The 17,698-nt window shown below is 63.3% G+C and carries 17 protein-coding genes; 12 read left to right on the forward strand and 5 right to left on the reverse strand.

What is annotated here, in order from left to right; all coding sequences use genetic code 11:
* The first annotated feature begins 10 nt into the window (after positions 1-10).
* From NKJ89_RS09360 to NKJ89_RS09375, 4 genes are all read left to right on the forward strand, one after another.
* On the forward strand, positions 11-553 hold the full coding sequence (locus NKJ89_RS09360) for a LysR family transcriptional regulator (RefSeq protein WP_352601799.1): 543 nt from the start codon (positions 11-13) through the stop codon (positions 551-553).
* On the forward strand, positions 492-917 hold the full coding sequence (locus NKJ89_RS09365) for a LysR substrate-binding domain-containing protein (RefSeq protein WP_352601801.1): 426 nt from the start codon (positions 492-494) through the stop codon (positions 915-917). The genes NKJ89_RS09360 and NKJ89_RS09365 overlap by 62 nt, the downstream gene beginning before the upstream one ends.
* Before the next feature lie 292 nt (positions 918-1,209).
* Positions 1,210-1,974 (forward strand): SDR family NAD(P)-dependent oxidoreductase, encoded by a 765-nt coding sequence (locus tag NKJ89_RS09370; protein WP_352601803.1) that lies wholly within the window; start codon positions 1,210-1,212, stop codon positions 1,972-1,974.
* Between the two features lie 93 nt (positions 1,975-2,067).
* Positions 2,068-2,274 (forward strand): hypothetical protein, encoded by a 207-nt coding sequence (locus tag NKJ89_RS09375; protein ID WP_023761350.1) that lies wholly within the window; start codon positions 2,068-2,070, stop codon positions 2,272-2,274.
* Positions 2,275-2,361: 87 nt separating this feature from the next.
* Here the strand turns inward: NKJ89_RS09375 and NKJ89_RS09380 are convergent, their stop codons facing one another.
* The gene (locus tag NKJ89_RS09380; protein WP_352601805.1) at positions 2,362-3,063 is read right to left on the reverse strand and encodes a GntR family transcriptional regulator; all 702 of its coding nucleotides are present in this window, start codon (positions 3,061-3,063) and stop codon (positions 2,362-2,364) included.
* A 241-nt stretch (positions 3,064-3,304) separates the two neighbouring features.
* Between NKJ89_RS09380 and NKJ89_RS09385 the strand changes: the two genes are divergently transcribed.
* The 7 genes from NKJ89_RS09385 to NKJ89_RS09415 all read left to right on the forward strand — a co-directional run bounded on the left by NKJ89_RS09385 (position 3,305) and on the right by NKJ89_RS09415 (position 11,478).
* Positions 3,305-4,345 (forward strand): ABC transporter substrate-binding protein, encoded by a 1,041-nt coding sequence (locus tag NKJ89_RS09385; RefSeq protein ID WP_352601807.1) that lies wholly within the window; start codon positions 3,305-3,307, stop codon positions 4,343-4,345.
* Positions 4,346-4,424: 79 nt separating this feature from the next.
* The gene (locus NKJ89_RS09390) at positions 4,425-5,507 is read left to right on the forward strand and encodes an ABC transporter ATP-binding protein (RefSeq protein WP_352601859.1); all 1,083 of its coding nucleotides are present in this window, start codon (positions 4,425-4,427) and stop codon (positions 5,505-5,507) included.
* Complete coding sequence (locus NKJ89_RS09395) at positions 5,507-6,430, forward strand: ABC transporter permease (protein WP_352601808.1); 924 nt, start codon at positions 5,507-5,509, stop codon at positions 6,428-6,430. The genes NKJ89_RS09390 and NKJ89_RS09395 overlap by 1 nt, the downstream gene beginning before the upstream one ends.
* On the forward strand, positions 6,427-7,227 hold the full coding sequence (locus tag NKJ89_RS09400; RefSeq protein ID WP_352601810.1) for an ABC transporter permease: 801 nt from the start codon (positions 6,427-6,429) through the stop codon (positions 7,225-7,227). Before NKJ89_RS09395 ends, NKJ89_RS09400 begins: the two co-directional genes overlap by 4 nt.
* Before the next feature lie 63 nt (positions 7,228-7,290).
* On the forward strand, positions 7,291-8,877 hold the full coding sequence (ggt, locus tag NKJ89_RS09405) for a gamma-glutamyltransferase (protein WP_352601812.1): 1,587 nt from the start codon (positions 7,291-7,293) through the stop codon (positions 8,875-8,877).
* A 91-nt stretch (positions 8,878-8,968) separates the two neighbouring features.
* Positions 8,969-10,495: an acyl--CoA ligase gene (locus NKJ89_RS09410; protein ID WP_352601814.1), complete on the forward strand. Its 1,527-nt coding sequence runs from the start codon at positions 8,969-8,971 to the stop codon at positions 10,493-10,495.
* A 2-nt stretch (positions 10,496-10,497) separates the two neighbouring features.
* Positions 10,498-11,478, forward strand: a complete 981-nt coding sequence (locus NKJ89_RS09415) for a 2-dehydropantoate 2-reductase (protein WP_352601815.1) — start codon at positions 10,498-10,500, stop codon at positions 11,476-11,478.
* Between the two features lie 193 nt (positions 11,479-11,671).
* Here the strand turns inward: NKJ89_RS09415 and NKJ89_RS09420 are convergent, their stop codons facing one another.
* Positions 11,672-12,460: a DUF1194 domain-containing protein gene (locus NKJ89_RS09420; protein WP_352601861.1), complete on the reverse strand. Its 789-nt coding sequence runs from the start codon at positions 12,458-12,460 to the stop codon at positions 11,672-11,674.
* 91 nt (positions 12,461-12,551) lie between these two features.
* Entirely contained in the window at positions 12,552-13,547 is a 996-nt protein-coding gene (locus NKJ89_RS09425; RefSeq protein WP_352601816.1) for a DMT family transporter, read from the reverse strand.
* A gap of 155 nt (positions 13,548-13,702) precedes the next feature.
* Here NKJ89_RS09425 and NKJ89_RS09430 point away from each other — a divergent pair, with 155 nt between their 5' ends.
* Positions 13,703-15,685, forward strand: coding sequence for a BTAD domain-containing putative transcriptional regulator (locus NKJ89_RS09430; RefSeq protein WP_352601817.1), 1,983 nt, complete (start codon positions 13,703-13,705; stop codon positions 15,683-15,685).
* Positions 15,686-15,793: 108 nt separating this feature from the next.
* Here the strand turns inward: NKJ89_RS09430 and NKJ89_RS09435 are convergent, their stop codons facing one another.
* Together NKJ89_RS09435 and NKJ89_RS09440 are read right to left on the reverse strand one after the other, a co-directional pair.
* A complete protein-coding gene (locus tag NKJ89_RS09435) occupies positions 15,794-16,765 on the reverse strand; it encodes a branched-chain amino acid ABC transporter permease (RefSeq protein WP_352601863.1) in 972 nt (323 codons plus the stop codon).
* A 43-nt stretch (positions 16,766-16,808) separates the two neighbouring features.
* Complete coding sequence (locus tag NKJ89_RS09440; protein WP_023761337.1) at positions 16,809-17,696, reverse strand: branched-chain amino acid ABC transporter permease; 888 nt, start codon at positions 17,694-17,696, stop codon at positions 16,809-16,811.
* Between the last annotated feature and the right edge of the window lie 2 nt (positions 17,697-17,698).

The following is a 17,698-nucleotide window of genomic DNA, read 5'->3' on the forward strand; positions in this document are numbered from 1 at the left end:
CACTGCCGGCATGGGAAACTGCCCGCCTCTCCGCGCTTTGCACGCCTTCGAGGCCGCCGCTCGGCACGGCAGCTTCAAAGCCGCAGCGGCGGAACTCGGCGTGACGCCGACAGCGATCAGTCACCAAGTCCGCTTGTTGGAAGAGATATGCGGTCGCAAGCTGTTCCAGCGCCGACCGCGCCCGCTCGTGTTGACGGGTGCGGGAACGCGACTGTTTCCTATACTCCGCAACGGCTTTGATCTTCTCTCCGGCTCCCTTGCCGCAGTCGCCGAGCCGGATTTTCAAGCACCATTGCGGGTGACAAGCCCAAACGCTTTCGCGAGTCGATGGCTGGTGCCTCGATTGCCTAAATGGCGAGAGGCCAACCCGGCCGTACCACTGGATATCATCGGGACGGACGCAGTACTCGATTTACGCGCCGGCGCCGCAGATGTGGCGATCCGCTACACGCGTCGCTCGCCTTTGGGCTTTGCCGCGCAGGAGATATGCCGTGATTCCTTCTTTCCCATATGCAGTCCCCGATTATTGGCAAGCGACGGGCGAAACGATTGAGCGTGCTGCTGATCTCCTGCGCTATCCGTTGATCCATTTCGACTGGATGAACCGGGATCCGGACGCTCCCACCTGGCCCCGGTGGCTAGCGACGGCCCGTTCAATCGATCCAGACCTAATCCCGCACAAAGCTTGGGATTTGAGCTTCCGCGAGGAACTGCATGCGATCGATGCGGTTGTCGCCGGGCAAGGCATTGCGATCTGTAGTGACGTCGTGGTTGGCCGTGAACTGGAAAACGGCTCGCTCGTCAAAGCGCATCAATTATCCTTGCCAGGCTACAGTTTTTATATCGTATGGATGCCCCACAGTCCGAGATCCGCGGTGATAGAGTCCTTCCTGGCGTGGATGAGAACCGTCGCATGAGACTGTCGAATCTGGGATGAGCCGCGCCAAGCTTGGCTCTCAAGAGGATGGGGCCATGGCAGCGAAGACGTCCAACAGATTTTCTTCCAGCCTTTTGACGGCGTGGGAGGAGGCGGCCGGAAACTCGCCGTGATTTCAGCAAGTTCCGGTCTGCTTCCGAGTGTCACTTTGGAGGGCTATAGCGTAGACATAGTTCTCATCATCACCTGCGACGGCGCGCCGAATTCATCCATGGACTATGGTTCGTTGATTGCGACAGTAGGGGAACAGGCGGAAACCAGTGGAGCCTGATTTGACCCATCCTCCTACCCATATCAAGCGCGCCTTAATCACCGGGGCCGGTGCGGCCGACGGCATCGGCTTTGCCATTGCCCGGCAACTCGGCCGTGCCGGCCACGCGGTTTTCCTCACCGGCGCCAGTGCGCGTGTGCTCGATCGCGCCGCCGAGCTTAGTGCCGAAGGCATCGATGCGAACGCCGCAATTGCCGATCTCACCAAAGCCGCCGATGTCGCGCGGCTGCGGGCGGATGTCGGCACGGTCGATATACTGGTCAACAATGCCGGCATGGGCTCGCTGGCATCGCCATCGGTCGACAAGGCGTTTCTAGCCATGACCGAGGCCGACTGGGATCAGGGGATCGACGTCAGCTTGAAGACCGCGTTTCTGGTCACCCGTGCGTTCCTGCCGGCGATGGTCGAAGCGGGCTACGGGCGCATCGTCAATGTGACATCGGTCACCGGGCCGCTGGTGTCTTTCGAAGGCACATCAGCCTATTCCGCCGCCAAGGCCGGCATGGTCGGCCTGACGCGCGCGCTGGCGCTGGAAGTGGCAAAAAGCGGCATTACGGCCAACGCCGTGGCCCCCGGCTGGATCGAAACGGGTTCGTCGAGCGAGATGGAGCGGCAAGCTGCCCTGCATACGCCGCCGGCGCGAGCCGGGCGACCCGACGAAGTGGCCGCAGCGGTGATGTTCCTGGCCTCGGAACGCGCCAGCTATGTCAACGGCGCCCTGCTGGTGGTCGACGGCGGCAACAGCCTGCAGGAGCGCAAGGGCTGAACGTCGATCGGCACATCCGCCAATCGGCGGGAACCAAACCGCTCAGCAGCGGTTTTCCCATGAAGGGACCGCAAACCTCAAGGGTGCGGAATAATGCACGACCATCTGGAACTGGAACTGGCGAGAGCCAGGCAGCGCGTCAAGCGGGCGGAAGTCTTTCTCAAGCGAGCGAACGAGATGCTGGACGAGGAGCGTGGCGTTGGCATCAGCCTTGCCCTGTGCTGCCGGATCAGATCCGAGCAAAAAAATGTGGCTGAAGCGCGCTCGCGCCTCCGCCAGATTGATCCCACCACACACTGATCATCCCATGACTATGATGCCCTTGGAATCTCCCGGCTGAGGGAACGGCTCAGGCCCGCGGCGCATCAGTAGCGTCCAGGTGGTTCCTCAAGACGCCTTGGCGAGGAAATTCCGATAGTCCGACTTGGCCTGCAGCAGGCGCAAGACATTGTCGCGCGATGCGCGCACATGGGCGCGGGCCAGGGTGCCGGCGCGGGCGGCGTCGCCGGCGCAGATCGCCTCGACGATTTCGGCATGCTCGTCGCGGGCGATCTTCCATTCGTCCAGCCACAGGAGTTCTGTCCAGACATAGTGCTGGCACTTGTCGAGGATGCCGCAGAGCATGCCGTGCAGCATCACATTGCCGCTGATTTCGGCGATGACGCGATGCAGGTCGATGCCGACTTCCAGTTCCTGGAACTTTTCCCTGTTGGTGCGGTCCGGAATGGCGGCCAGCCGCTCGCATTCGACCAGCATGGCGCGCAGCCGCGCCTTGTCCTGTTCCGAGGCAGCAGTCGCGGCCAGTTCGGTCGCATGGCCGTCGAGCAGTTCGCGGATCTCGAAGGCCTCGCGGAACATGTTGATGTCGAACTCGGTGACGGCATAGCCCTGACGCGGCCGGCCAGTGACCAGGCCGTCGCGCTCGAGGCGGTTGAAGGCCTCGCGCACCGGGGTGCGGCTGACATTGAGCTTCGCGGCGATGTCGTTTTCGGTGACGCGCGAGCCCGGCGGAATCTGGCCGGTCACGATCATCGCCTTGAGCGAGGAATAGACCGAGTCGCGCAGCGTATTTTTGGTTTCTCTGGCCAAGCTTCCATTCCCAGTTCTCCGGTCTTTCAGCCGGAACACGCATAGCTGTAATCGCAGTCGGCGTAATTTGCCACGTCTCCGACGAAGCCATCTCTCGCCATCTGTCCGGCACGAAGCGCGTACAATCCGATCGTGCAGGACGGTGTTGACATCGCCAACTCCCAAGCTACACTCAAAATTGTATACAAGATAGCATGCGAAATCAAAAAACAAATGGGAACACCGGTTGGAGAGCCGAAACATGAACAGGATCAGAAGCGTTAGCGTCGTTGCGGTTGCCGGCCTCATGGCCTCGCTCGCAGCTCCCGCAATGGCGGGCGACACCATCACCGTTGCCTCGTGGGGCGGCACCTATCAGGAGGCGCAGACAAAGGCGTTCTTCAAGCCGACCGCCGATGCGCTCGGCATCACCATCAAGGAAGACACCACCAACGGCCTCGACGACGTGCGGCTGCAGGTGACCGGCAATGCGGTGAAGTGGGACATCACGGAGCTCGGCGCCGACGAATGCGCGCGCGGCTCGAAGGAAGGGCTGTTCGAGAAGCTCGACTACGGCATCATCGACAAGAGCGGCATCAACCCGAAGCTGGTCCATGACGACTGGGTCGGCATTTCCTACACGTCGGTCGTGCTCATCTACCGGACCGATGTCTTCGGCGACAAAGGGCCGAAGACATGGGCCGATTTCTGGAACGTGGAGAAATTTCCGGGACGTCGCGCGCTGAGCGGCAGCCAGGCGACGGAAACGCTGAGCGTCGCGGCACTTGCCGAAGGCATTCCGATCGACAAGGTCTATCCGGTCGATATCGACGGTGCCTTGAAATCCATTGACAAGATCCGCGGCCATATCGATGCCTGGTGGACCTCCGGCGCCCAGGCCATGCAGCTGGTCAAGGATGGTGAAGTCGACATGGCGAGCATCTGGAACGGCCGCGCCGGCACCTTGAAGAAGCAGGGTGCGCCGGTCAGCTTCTCCTTCGACCAGGGCGTGCTGACCGCCGACTGCATGGTCATTCCCAAGGGTGCAAAGAACAAGGAAGCGGCGATGAAGGCGCTGGCGATGTTCGTCAGCCCGCAACTGCAGGCCAATCTGCCGCTCTATGTCGATAATGGGCCGGTCAACGAAAAGGCTTTCGAGACCGGCAAGATCCCGCAGGAGAGGATCAAGGACATCAATTCGGCGCCCGAAAACGTCAAGAAGCAGACGCTGCAGGACGCCGAGTTCTGGCGCGACAATCTGGTCGAGGCAACGGAAAAGTTCAACAATCTGGTCCAGCAATAGGCCGCGGCCACAACCCAAACCGCGGCAGGGCGGTGCTTCGCCCTGCTTCTGCCGCCTCAGCCTTCAGGAGACGATGATTTTGTCCATTGCGCCATCCGCGCTGCCGATCGGCATGCGCCGGATCGAGAAACGATTTGGCAGCGTGCCGGTGCTGCGCGACCTGAACCTCGATGTCGAGGCCGGCGAATTCCTGACGCTGCTCGGCCCTTCCGGCTCCGGAAAGACGACGCTGCTGATGATCCTGGCCGGCTTCGTGCGGGCCAATGCCGGCTCGATCAAGGTCGGCACCGACGAGATCATCACCATGCCGCCGCACAAGCGCAACATCGGCATGGTGTTCCAGAATTATGCGCTGTTTCCGCATATGAACGTCTTCCACAACATCGCCTTTCCGCTGAAGCAGCGCGGCGTCGCCGCCGCCGAGACGGCCGAGCGCGTCGAGAAGGCGCTCGATCTGGTGAAACTGCAGAGCCTGGGCGAGCGCCGGGTCGACCAGCTCTCCGGCGGCCAGCGCCAGCGCGTGGCGCTGGCGCGCGCCATCGTCTTCGAGCCGCGCATCGTGCTGATGGACGAACCGCTGTCGGCGCTCGACAAGGGCCTGCGCGAGCATATGCAGATCGAGCTGCGCAGCCTGCACCGGCGGCTCGGCATGACCACGGTCTATGTCACGCACGACCAGCGCGAAGCCATCACCATGTCCGACCGCATAGCCGTCATGAACGCCGGGCGCATCGAGCAGCTCGACCGGCCCGAAACGCTCTACGCCACGCCGCGGACGCGGTTTGTAGCCGGCTTCATCGGCGAATCGAATTTCATTCCGGTCGAGTGCCGCAACGGCTCCGTCTGGTACGAGGACAGACGAATCCACATCGCAGCGCCGGCGCCTGTATCGGGCCAGCAGCTGATTGTGGTGCGGCCGGAGAAGCTGCGGCTGCTGGCAAATGCCGAACCGGCGAACGGCGTCAACGTGCTCGATGCGACGCTCAGCGACATCATCTACCAAGGCGACAGCTTTGTCTGCTACGCGCTGTTGCGCGACGGCCGCCAGCTGACGCTGCGCGACTATTGCCGCAGCGATGTGCTGGCCAGAATGCCTGCTCCCGGCCAGCGGATAAGCCTCGGCCTCGATGCGCAGGACACCATCCTGGTGGCGGCGGATTGATGAGCGCGCAGCCCGCCCTCATGGAAGCGACTGGCCGCGCGGATAAGGTCCTGAACACACAGGCGCTGCGCGCCGATGCGCGGCGCGAGTCGTTGCGGCTGCTGGCGCTGCTGTCGCCAAGCCTGTTGCTGGTCTTCGCCATCATCATCGTGCCGATCGGCTGGCTGTTCTGGCTGTCGCTGTTCGACGAGGCCGGCGCCTTCAGCGCCGCCAACTATGCGCGCTTCTTCGAACAGGCCTCTTACATCAAGACCTTCGTCACCACCTTCAAGGTCGCCTTCATCGTCACCGGCGCCTGTGTCCTGCTCGGGTATCCCCTGGCCTACATGCTGTCGCAACTGCCACGCCGGGCGGCGTCGATCTGCCTGATCTTCGTCATCCTGCCATTCTGGACATCGGTGCTGGTACGCACCTATGCCTGGCTTGTGATCCTGCAGCGCAAGGGCCTGATCAACAGCTGGCTGATCGACCTCGGCGTGATCAATCAGCCGCTGTCGCTCGCCAACAATCTGTCGGGCGTCGTCATCGGCATGACGCATATATTGCTGCCGTTCCTGGTGCTGCCGCTTTACGCCTCGATGAAGATCATCGACACCGACTGCCTGCGCGCCGGCATGAACCTTGGCGCCGGCCCGGCCGCCACCTTCCGGCAGATTTTCTTTCCGCTGTCGCTGCCCGGCCTCGCCTCCGGCGTGGTCATCGTCTTCGTGCTGTGCCTGGGCTTCTTCGTCACGCCGGCGCTGATGGGCGGCGGCAAGGTGACCATGTGGGCCATGCGCATGGAACAGACCACCAGCCTCTTTTCCAACTGGGGTGCAGGCGCCGCGCTTGGCGTGGTGCTGCTGGTGGTCACGCTGGCGCTTCTCGGCCTGTTCCAGTGGCTGCTCGGCGCGCGCGCCACCGGTGTGTGGAGTTCACGATGAGTGGGGATGTCGGCCTGCCGATCTCGCACCGGCAACGCATTTGGCTCTATGGCCTCGGCGGCCTCGTGCTGTTCTTCCTAATCGCGCCGTCGATCATCATCGTCATCATGTCGTTCTCGGACTCGACGCTGCTGCAGTTCCCGCCGCAGCAATGGTCGCTGCGCTGGTACCAGACCTATTTCCAGTCGGTGGAATGGCGCGATGCCACGATCGTCTCGGTCAAGGTGGCTGTCATGACAGTGCTCGTCGCGACACCGCTCGGCACCGCCGCAGCCTACGCGATCAACAGGGGAACGCTGCGCTTCAACGGCACCATCAACGCGCTGCTGGCCGCGTCGCTGATCGTCCCGGTGATCCTGATCGGCATCGGCACCTTCTTCCTCTATGCGCGGATCGGGCTCAACAACACGCTGACCGGGCTGGTCATCGCGCATACGGTACAGGCCTTGCCGCTGGTGGTTCTGACGGTGCTGTCGGGCCTGCGTTCCTACGACATGAACCAGGAGCGGGTGGCGCGCAGCCTCGGCGCCGGACGCGTCGCCGCCTTCTGGCAGGTGACCATGCCGCAGATCCGATTCTCGGTCGTCTCCGGCGCGCTGTTTGCCTTCATCACCTCCTTCGACGAAGTTGTGGTTTCGCTGTTCATATCCGGCGGCGAGACGACGACGTTAACGCGCCGCATGTTCAATGCGCTGCGCGACCAGATCGATCCGACGATCGCCGCCATCTCGACCTGCCTGATCGTGCTCTCGGTCGCGCTGTTGTCGGTTGCGCAGATATTCGGGCGGCGGCATTGATTTCAGACAACCAATTCGCAGAAGTGACCAATTCACAGATGTGACCAGGGGTATCCAGACAGAATGCGTGATTTCCAGTTTCCCGGCCGCTCGCCGGTTCGTGCGACGGAGGCGATGGCAGCGACCTCGCATCCGCTTGCTACCCTTGCCGCAATCGACATGCTGCGCTCCGGCGGCAACGCCATGGACGCCGCGGTCTGCGCCGCCGCAGTGCAGGCGGTGGTCGAACCGCAGTCGACCGGCATCGGCGGCGACTGCTTCGTGCTTTACTGCCCGGCGGGACAAGGCAATGTGCTGGCCTTCAACGGCTCCGGCCGCGCGCCGGCCAGGGCGACCGTCGACTGGTATCTGGAAAAAGGCTTCGACCGCATCCCGCTGCAGGGCCCGCATGCGGTCACCGTGCCGGGCGTCGTCGATGCCTGGAGCCGCCTGCTGGAAGATCATGGTCGCAAGGGCCTTGCCGAGGCGCTGGCGCCTGCCATCCACTATGCCGAAAACGGCTATGTCGTGCACGACCGCGTCGCCTTCGACTGGGCCGAACCAGAGACCGACCTTTCGGCCGACGAGCATGCCGCGCGCATCTTCCTGCCCGGCGGCAAGGCGCCGCAGGCCGGAGATGTTCACCGCCAGCCGGAACTGGCGGCCACCTTGCGCACCATCGCCCGGCAGGGCCGTTCCGGATTCTACGAGGGTGCCGCCGCCGACGACATGGTGAGCCGGCTCAACGAATTGGGCGGGCTGCATTCGACCGAGGATTTCGCCGCGACCAGAGGCGACTATGTGGCGCCGGTCAGCACCTCTTATGGCGGCCATGATATCCACCAGATGCCGCCGAACAATCAGGGGCTGACGGCGCTCTTGATGCTGAACGTGCTATCGGGGTTCAAGCTCGGCGGACTCGATCCCAATGGCGCCGAGCGCCTGCATCTGGAGATCGAGGCAGGACGTCTGGCCTATCGCGACCGCGACCGCTACGTCGGCGACCAGGATCATGTCCCGGTGCCGGTCAAGCAACTCCTGTCGGGCGCCTATGCCGACAGGCTGCGCGCCGAGATCGACCGCGACCGCGCCATGACGCATCTGCCGCGTGTGGACCTGCCCGGCAGCGACACGGTCTACATCTCCATCGTCGACCGTGATCGCAACGCGGTCTCATTCATCAACTCGACCTACTATTCGTTCGGCAGCGGCGTGGTCAGCCCGAAGACCGGTGTGGTGCTGCAGAACCGCGGCTCCAGCTTCCGCCTCGACCCGGCGCACCCGAACGCAATCGCGCCCGGCAAGCGGCCGATGCACACGATCATGCCCGGCATGGCGACGAAGAACGGCCGCGTGGTGATGCCGTTCGGCGTCATGGGCGGCGGCTACCAGCCGTTCGGCCATGTCCATCTGCTCACCAACATGCTCGACTTCGGCATGGACCCGCAGCAGGCGCTGGACGCGCCGCGGGTGTTTTACAACGATGATACGGTGGAGGCCGAGCGTGGCGTTCCCAGCGATGCGATCGAGGGCCTGCGCCGGCACGGCCACCGCGTCACCGAGCCGCATCATCCGCTTGGCGGCGGACAAGCGGTGTTGATCGATTGGGAGAAGGGCACGCTGACCGGCGCCTCCGATCCGCGCAAGGATGGTTTGGCGCTTGGCTACTGAGGCGATCCGTTGTCCAATGGCGTATCCCATATCGAGGCAAGCCCGACAGCGGGGCTCGCGACAATAGTCGTTCGAAATCCAACCGGTGATCATGACCAATATTGCAAATCCCAAGGACCTTTCCCGTCGTCTCGCCGCCGGCGCCGATGATGCGCCGGCGATTTCGGCACCCGACAGGGCGACGCTCACCCATGGCGGATTGCGTGGCCTGATCGCGGACACGGCCGAACAACTGCATGCGCGCGGCATCGGCCGGGGCGACAGGGTGGCGATCGTGCTGCCGAACGGACCGGAGATGGCCACCGCCTTCGTCGCCGTGGCAGCCGCCGCCTCGACAGCGCCGCTCAATCCCGCCTACCGGGCCGACGAACTCGATTTCTACCTGACCGATATCGGCGCCAAGGCGATCCTTGTCGCCGAGGGCGAGACTGGCCCCGCGGTGACGGTGGCCGAGCGCCTCGGCATCGGCGTGCTGCGGCTTGTCGCGCAGCCTGACGCGCCCGCCGGCAGCTTCACGATCGAAGGCGCGGCGGTCGCACCGCCGGCAGCCCCTGACATGGCGCAGGAGGGCGACATCGCGCTGCTGCTGCACACCTCCGGCACGACATCGCGTCCAAAACTGGTGCCGCTCAGCCATGCCAACATCGCGGCCTCCGCCGCCCACATCGGCGCGACGCTTGGCCTGACGGCCGATGACCGTTGTCTCAACATCATGCCGCTGTTCCACATTCACGGCCTGATCGCGGCCGTGCTGTCGTCGCTGGCGTCAGGCGGCAGCATCTTCTGCACGCCAGGCTTCAATGCGCTGCGCTTCTACCAGTGGCTGAGCGAGGCCCAACCGAGCTGGTACACGGCGGTGCCGACCATGCACCAGGCGATCCTGCCACGGGCGGCGCGCAATGCCGAGGTGCTGGCGGCAGCGCGCCTGCGCTTCATCCGTTCGTCCTCGGCGTCTTTGCCGGCGCAAGTGATGGCCGAACTCGAGGCGACCTTCGGCTGTCCCGTAATCGAATCCTACGGGATGACCGAGGCGGCGCACCAGATGGCGTCGAATCGGCTGCCGCCGGGCCAGCGCAAACCGGGCAGCGTCGGTGCCTCCGCCGGTCCGGACGTGGCAGTCATGGCGCCCGACGGGCGGCTGCTCGAGGCCGGCGAGACCGGCGAGATCGTCATTCGCGGGCCCAATGTGACCGCCGGCTACGAGAAGAACCCGGATGCCAACGCCACGGCTTTCGCGCATGGCTGGTTCCACACCGGCGACCAGGGCGTGCTGGACGAGGACGGATATTTGCGCGTCACCGGGCGGCTCAAGGAGATCATCAATCGCGGTGGCGAAAAGATCTCGCCGCTCGAGGTCGACGATGTGCTGATGGATCATCCGGCGGTGGCGCAGGTCGTCACCTTCGCCATGCCGCATGACAAGCTTGGCGAGGAGGTGGCGGCGGCGGTGGTGCTGCGCGACGGTACCATTGCCACCGAGGGCGACATCCGCCTCTATGCCGCGACGCGGCTTGCCGACTTCAAGGTGCCGCGCAAGATCCTGATCCTGGCAGAGATCCCCAAGGGCGCGACCGGCAAATTGCAACGCATCGGCCTCGCCGCCAAACTCGGGCTTTGACGATGAAGATCACCATCTTCGGCGCTGGCGCGATCGGCGGCTATCTCGCGGCCAAGCTTGCCATCACTGGGCGGACCGATCTTTCGATCGTCGCGCGCGGCGCCCATCTGGAAGCGATCAAGGCAAATGGCCTGCGCCTGATCGAGGATGGCCGGGAAATTTCGGTCCCCGTCCGGGCCGCCGCCAAGGCAGGGGAACTTGGCGCCCAGGACTATGTCGTGCTGGCGCTGAAGGCTCACTCCCTCACGTCAGCCCTCGACCAGATCGCGCCGCTGCTTGGGGACCACACATCAGTCGTCACCATGCAGAACGGCGTGCCGTGGTGGTATTTCCATGGCGTTGGCGGGCCGCTCGAAGGCACTAGGCTGAGCGCGGTCGATCCCGGCGGCGCGATCTGGCAACGGATCGGACCGCAGCGCGTCATCGGCTCGGTCGTCTATCCCGCCGTCGAAGTCGACGACCCCGGCCTCATCCGCCATGTCGAGGGCAAGCGCTTCTCGCTCGGCGAACCCTCCGGCGAGCGCAGCGAACGGGTCACGCTTCTGGCCGACGAAATGGTCAAGGCCGGCTTGCAGGCGCCGGTGCGCGACGACATCCGCAGCGAGATCTGGGTGAAGCTGTGGGGCAATCTCTCCTTCAATCCGATCTCGGCGCTGACCGGCAGCACGCTGGCGGCGATCGTCGCCGATGAGGGCACCCGCACGCTCGCCCGCACAATGATGCTGGAGGCGCAAGCGATCGGCGAAAGCCTCGGCGTGCGTTTTCCCATAGCGGTCGACAGGCGCATCAAAGGCGCCGGCGATGTCGGCGAGCACAAGACCTCGATGCTGCAGGATCTCGAGCGCGGCCGGCCGATGGAGATCGACGCGCTGGTGACGGCCGTCCAGGAACTCGGCCGGCTGACGGACAGACCGACGCCGACCATCGACGCCGTGCTGGCGCTGGTGCGGCGGCTAGCGGTGGAGCGCGGGTGTTATGGGTGAGGCGGAGCGGCGCGTCTAGGCCTTGGAGCCGCTGCTCTGTCCCAATGATGTGCAGGGGCGCGCTCTGGTTGATGGCGGCATCCGCTGCAACGGTTAACGACCACTTTACTTTCGGAGCCGTTGCGGTCGTCGACCAATACCGCCCAGCTCGGGACAGGCCGGCTTAGGTTCAACTCTCCTCAAGGTTCCGGGATCACTGGCTTGAAGTGCGATCATCGGCCGGTGGCGGGAACTGTCGGCCGACGTCCATGCTTACTTCGGTGACCAGCTTGCGGCGAAGGGCAATGGCGTAGTCGTTTGGCCCCTTCGGCGTTATGACGAAGGCTTGCGAACCGCCAATGACCGATTTGGCAAAGTAGGATGCCAACGGTTGATCGGGATTCTCATCTTGCGTTGGAATGGCGATCGCGTTGATCGTATACCCCTTGGCAATGGCGTTCAGCCTGCTCGGTTGAACAGGAAGCCCATCGTTGTTCTCGCCGTTGGAGGAGATGTCGATTACTTTCTTGGCCGCCTTTCCCGGAAACTGGTCGAGCAGAAGACTACCGACGTCAATAGCGGAGGAAACGGATGTTCCTCTTCGCCCTCTACGGGTGAAGCCGGTATCGCCTTTCTTGCTGATCACCGACGCGGCCGCTCTGGCATCCTCCAGCCCGCAGATGCTTGTCCACGGCAGCACAATGCGTGTGTGCCCGGGACTCGACCATTCAAAGTAGGCCACACTGATGCAGCCAACGTAGTTCCGCGTGATGGCCGCGATGATCTCTGGCGAAGTAAGCGCCGCGGCATGACCCTCGCGCTGTAGATCGGCAACCTCTGGATCGATCGAGGACGAGAAGTCGACAGCGAATACAACGGCAACATCAACGTCGGCTGCGTGTGCCTGCAGTCCCCAAAACACCGAAGCTGCAAGTGTCCCCGCCACTCTCAAATACGAATTGATCCGTCTTGCCGGTTCTCTGGTCGATCGTTTCGTCGGCATCGGAATGCCGCTGAGTATCGCCCGAACCTGCCGGCGAAAGCCGGCCGGTACAGACGTGCGGGGCGGCCGTCGGGTTGGGAATACGTTCGCATCAACCGCAAGGGTCATCACATTCCTCCTTTGGACCTGAATTGAGAGCAGGACGATTCCCCGCCCAGGCTGCAGGCACAGCCGCAAAGGCAGGTGCCGCGTCGAAGGGAATCGGACCGGCCAGCGAGGGCGTGCGTGCCTGCGGCGTTCGGTTCGACATTGCGACCGACAGGATCGCACCGAGAATGATCGCGGCACCCAGTGCGCCCCCGGGTGAATTCCGTTCGCCGAGGAAGATCGCCGCGCCCAACGCCCCGAAGACGCTTTCGGCACTGACGATCACAGCGGCATGACTAGCGGAGGTGAAGCGCTGGGCGGCAATCTGCATGCCGAAAGCGATTGCGGTGGAGAATACGCCGAGGATTGCGAGTTCCGGGCCGGCTGCAAATGCTGCGGCCAGCGACAGGTTGCCTTGCAGTGCCCCGAGCGGCAGGGCGAAGGCGGCGGCGCCGAGGAACTGTGTCGCCGCGGCAGTGAACGGGCGCGCATGCGCCTGCATGTGCCGACCAAGCTCGACCATCCAGAGCGCATAGCAGCCAGCCGACAGGATGGCGGTGAGGTCGCCGCTGCTGAGACCGGCGATCCCGCCGGACAAGAGCATGGCACCGACCACGGTCAGCCCGGCGGCAGCGGTGAGGCTCGCTGTCGGACGTTCGCCGATGAGCAGCCAGGCGGCCAGTGGTGTCATCACCGTTGCCGTGCTCACCAGGAAGCTTGCATTCGTGACCGTGGCGCCGAGATAGCAAAGCTGCTGAAGCGTGATGGAGATGGCAAACAGAACGCCCACCCTGGCCAGGCTGGAAAGATAGCCCGGCCCGGCGGGCAGTTGCCTTTCGGTCAAGACGAAAGGCAGCACAAGCAGCCCACCGATCAGGCAGCGCAGGCCGACGGCGCTCAGCGGGTCGAGATGAGCAAGTACCGTCTTTTGCGCGACATTGCCGAGGCCCCACAAAGCGGCTGCAAACAGCAGCAGCAAATTGGCTCTAGTCTTGGACACCCGCCACCCCCTCGAGCCAAAGCCTATTGCTGACTCGGCTGGCCCTAATTCAGCGAAGGCTAATTGACCTTGCGTCACGACAGCGCTTGAGTGCGGGGCGCTAGAGTTCCGAAGCGTTAGTTTTGAGTTAGAATTTCGTCAGGCTGGAAGAGCAAATGCAAAATGAGGGCAGTGGCGCCAATATAATCTCACTCTTCGGTGGTTTCCGGATCGAAAATGGATCGGCGGATCCGCTCCGGCTGACAGGGAAAAGAGGTCCTGCGATCATTGCCTATCTGGCCCGGTGTCCAGGCATGGTGGCGACACGGGAGAGACTGGCTGATCTGTTTTGGGGTGACAGCGATAGCGAACACTCGCGTAATAGCCTGCGGCAAACGCTCAGTGTCCTGCGTCGGGATCTGTCGCGCGCAGGTGTGGATCTTATCCATTCCCGCGGGGACCTAATCGGCCTCGCGCCAGACGCGGTTCGAGTTGACGTGGAGGAATTCGAAGCAGGCCTCTCGGCCCGTTCCGTGCAGGAACTCGAAAAGGCTCTGGCGAACTACACCGGGCCGTTCCTCGACGGGCTTTATCTGGGAAGCAGTGGGTTCGATGACTGGGTCGCATCCGAACGCGACAGGCTGCTGAGCCGCGCACTTGAGGCCTTCGAAAAATTGGCCCGCCTCGTCGACGCGGAAACCGGGGTCATCCTGGTCGATCGTGTTCTGGCCATGGAGCCGACGCGGGAAGAATCCTACCGGCTCAAGATGGAATTGCTCCTGGCATGTGGTCAACACGACAGGGCGATTAGGACATACGAGGCTTGCAAAAGCATGCTGAAGAAGGAGCTCGGCGTCCACATTGGCCCGCAGACACGAGCGCTTTGGCAATCCGTTCTGTCGGCCGCCGATACGGCCTCAAATGCCCAGCCGGCAAATGCTGTTCCAGCCAGCCAGCGCCTCGGGCACCCATCCATCAGCGTTGCCGACTTTATCAATCTGACCGGAAAGCAAGGCGACGACTTTTTCGCCAAGGGACTGGTCCAGGACATCACCACGGCCCTCTCCGAGGTCGCCGACTATATCGTGCTTTCCGCATTTCCACCCGTGGAGAAGAGCAGCCCTGCTGAAGAAACCAAAATCCCGGGAATGCTTCGGGCGCAATATGTGCTCAGCGGCAGCGTCCAGAGATCCGGCAATGGACTGAGGGTGAACATCCAGCTTGTCGATGCCGCCGGCGGCCATAACGTCTGGGCCCAGAAGTTCGACGGCCACTCCGAGAACGCGCTCGAATTCCAGGACAGGATCGCTCAGGCGGTTGTGCTGGCCGTGATCCTCGACCTTCAACTGACCAACTGGAAAGTCCGCGACAAGAGCCCGCCCGGTCGCCCGGAAGTGCGCAGGTTGGTGAACGAAGCTCTCATGAAATATTTTGAGATGACCCGGGATTCGCTGTTGGTCGGGATAGAGCTTGCCGAGAAGGCTGTCGCGATAGGTCCCGACAACGCTCGTGCGAAGCGAACGCTCTCGGTCGTAATTTCCATGGGCGTGGCGTTTGGCTCGCAGCCCCGGGAGCCAGGGCAGATCGAGCGTGCGGTCGAGCTTGCGGAAGCAGCGGTACGGGCAGTGCCTGACGACGAAATCGCCCGCTGCATCCTGTCCTTCGCGCTCGAAAGTTCCGGTCGCATCGACGAGGCGATCGCCGAGTGCCAACATGCGATCAGCCTCAACCCGAGCTATCCGACCGGCCATGGCGACATTTCGATGCTCTTCGCGTTGCGCGGACAGGTCGGTGAAGCAGTGCGTGAAGCCAACGAGGCAATCCGGCTCGGAACGCATGACGTCATCGACTTCTGGCGTCACCATGGCCTGGCTGTTGCACTGTTCGCCGGCGGAGACGATCGGCGGGCGCTCGAAGCCGCCCGCAGGGTGGTTAGGACAAAGCCGGGATTCGTTCGCGGCGCCCTCTACTGGGCTGCTGCCGCGTCGGCAACCGGAAACAACGAAGAGGCCTCGCGGGCCATCCATCATTGCCTGTCACAACTTCCGCATCTCAACCTGGGTAATGTCTGCCCCGGCTTTGTGCCGCGCTATGTGAAGGATCATCATCACGCGAGATTCCTTGAAATGCTGTCGAGGGCTGGCCTTCCGAGCTCCTGAGGAGGTCGCGAAGAGCAGATCGTTGCTAATGAACCGCATGGTCGGGCGCAACGCCTCCTGCATATGCTTCAGGACCGCTGGACCGAATCCAAACCTATCCGGAACTGATCACTCCTTCCCCGCCCGCCTGATCACCCGCGCGTAAAATTCGCCGACAATGCCGCGCCGGAAGATCAGCACGCACACCATGAAGATCAGCCCGGTGGCGATGGTCACCGGGAAGCCGGAAGTGGCAAGGGTGTTTTCCAGTCCGATGACCAGGCTTGCGCCGATCATCGGCCCGACTATTGTCCCGATGCCGCCGAGAAGCGTCATCAGGATCACTTCGCCCGACATCTGCCAGGTGACGTCGGTGAGCGTGGCGAACTGGAAGACGATCGCCTTGAGCGAGCCCGCCAGCCCGGCCAGCGCCGCCGACATGACGAAAGCCCCCAGCTTGTAGTTGGCGACGGAATAGCCCAGCGAAATGGCGCGGTTTTCGTTTTCGCGGATCGAGCGCAGGATCATGCCGAACGGCGAATTGACGATGCGCCAGATGGCGAAGACGCCGACCAGGAACACGACAAGCACGAAATAATACATGTTCAGCGAGACATTGAGGTCGAGGACGCCAAGCAGGATGCCGCGCGGCACGCCTTGGATGCCATCCTCGCCTTGCGTGAAGGGCGCCTGCACGCAGAAGAAGAAGAACATCTGCGATAGCGCCAGCGTGATCATGGCGAAATAGATGCCTTGCCTGCGAATGGCGAAAAAGCCCATGACAAGGCCGAGCAGGGCCGCGCCCGTCATGCCAAGCAGGATGCCCGCTTCCGGCGGCCAGCCCCAGACCTTGACGGCATGCGCGGTGAAGTAGGCGGCGGCGCCAAAGAAGGTGGCGTGGCCGAACGACAGGAGCCCGGTATAGCCGAGCAGAAGATTGAACGCGCAGGCAAACAGCGCGAAACACAGCATCTTCATCAGGAAGATCGGATAGACCAGGAAAGGCGCAACCAGCAGCGCCACGATGCCGAGCCCGACCAGCGTCCATTCAAGCCTTGCCGAGGTCCTGGCGGGCTTCTCGCGACGTGTCGGGTCGTCCATGTCAGATGTCGCTTCCGACATCTCGGATACCTCTCCCGGCATGTCAGGCGTCCCTTCCGAACAGGCCGGCCGGCCGGACCAAAAGCACGATGGCCATGATGACGAAGACCACGAGGTTGGAGGCCTCGGGGTAGAAGACCTTGGTCAGGCCTTCGGCGAGGCCGAGCATGTAGCCGGTGACGATCGCGCCGAGGATCGATCCCATGCCGCCGACCACGACGACCGCGAAGACGACGATGATGAGATCCGATCCCATCAGCGGGCTCACCTGGTAGACGGGTGCTGCCAGAATACCGGCAAGCCCGGCAAGCGCGGAGCCGAGGCCGTAGGTCAGCGTCAGCAGCAACGGCACGTTGACGCCGAAAGCCTGGACGAGGCGGGGATTCTCGGTTGCCGCGCGCAGGTAGGACCCCAGCCTGGTCTTCTCGATCAGCGCCCAGGTCCCGAAGCAGACGATCAGCGAGGCGACCACCACCCAGCCGCGATAGTTGGGCAGGAACATGAAGCCGAGATTGGTGCCGCCGGAAAGCAGCGGCGGCACGGCGTAGGCGTTTCCCGAGACGCCGTAATAGTAGCGGAATATGCCTTCGAGCACGAGCGCGAGACCGAAGGTGAAGAGCAGGCCGTAGAGCGGATCGAGATCGTACAGCCTCGACAGTGCCAGGCGCTCGACGACGATGCCGAAGACGCCGACGATCAGCGGCGCGAGGATCAAAGCGGGCCAATAGCCGATGCCGAGATGGGTGAGAAGCAGATAGCCGACGAAGGCGCCGAACATATACTGGGCGCCATGGGCGAAATTGATGACGCGCAGCAGGCCGAATATGACGGCCAGGCCGAGGCTCAGCATGGCGTAGAACGAGCCGTTGATCAGCCCGACCAGCAGCTGTCCGAGGAAGGCCTGAACGGGGATTCCGAAGATCATCGTCATGG

The organism is Mesorhizobium sp. M0047, assembly GCF_040323315.1.
In the GTDB taxonomy this organism is placed as follows: Bacteria; Pseudomonadota; Alphaproteobacteria; order Rhizobiales; family Rhizobiaceae; genus Mesorhizobium.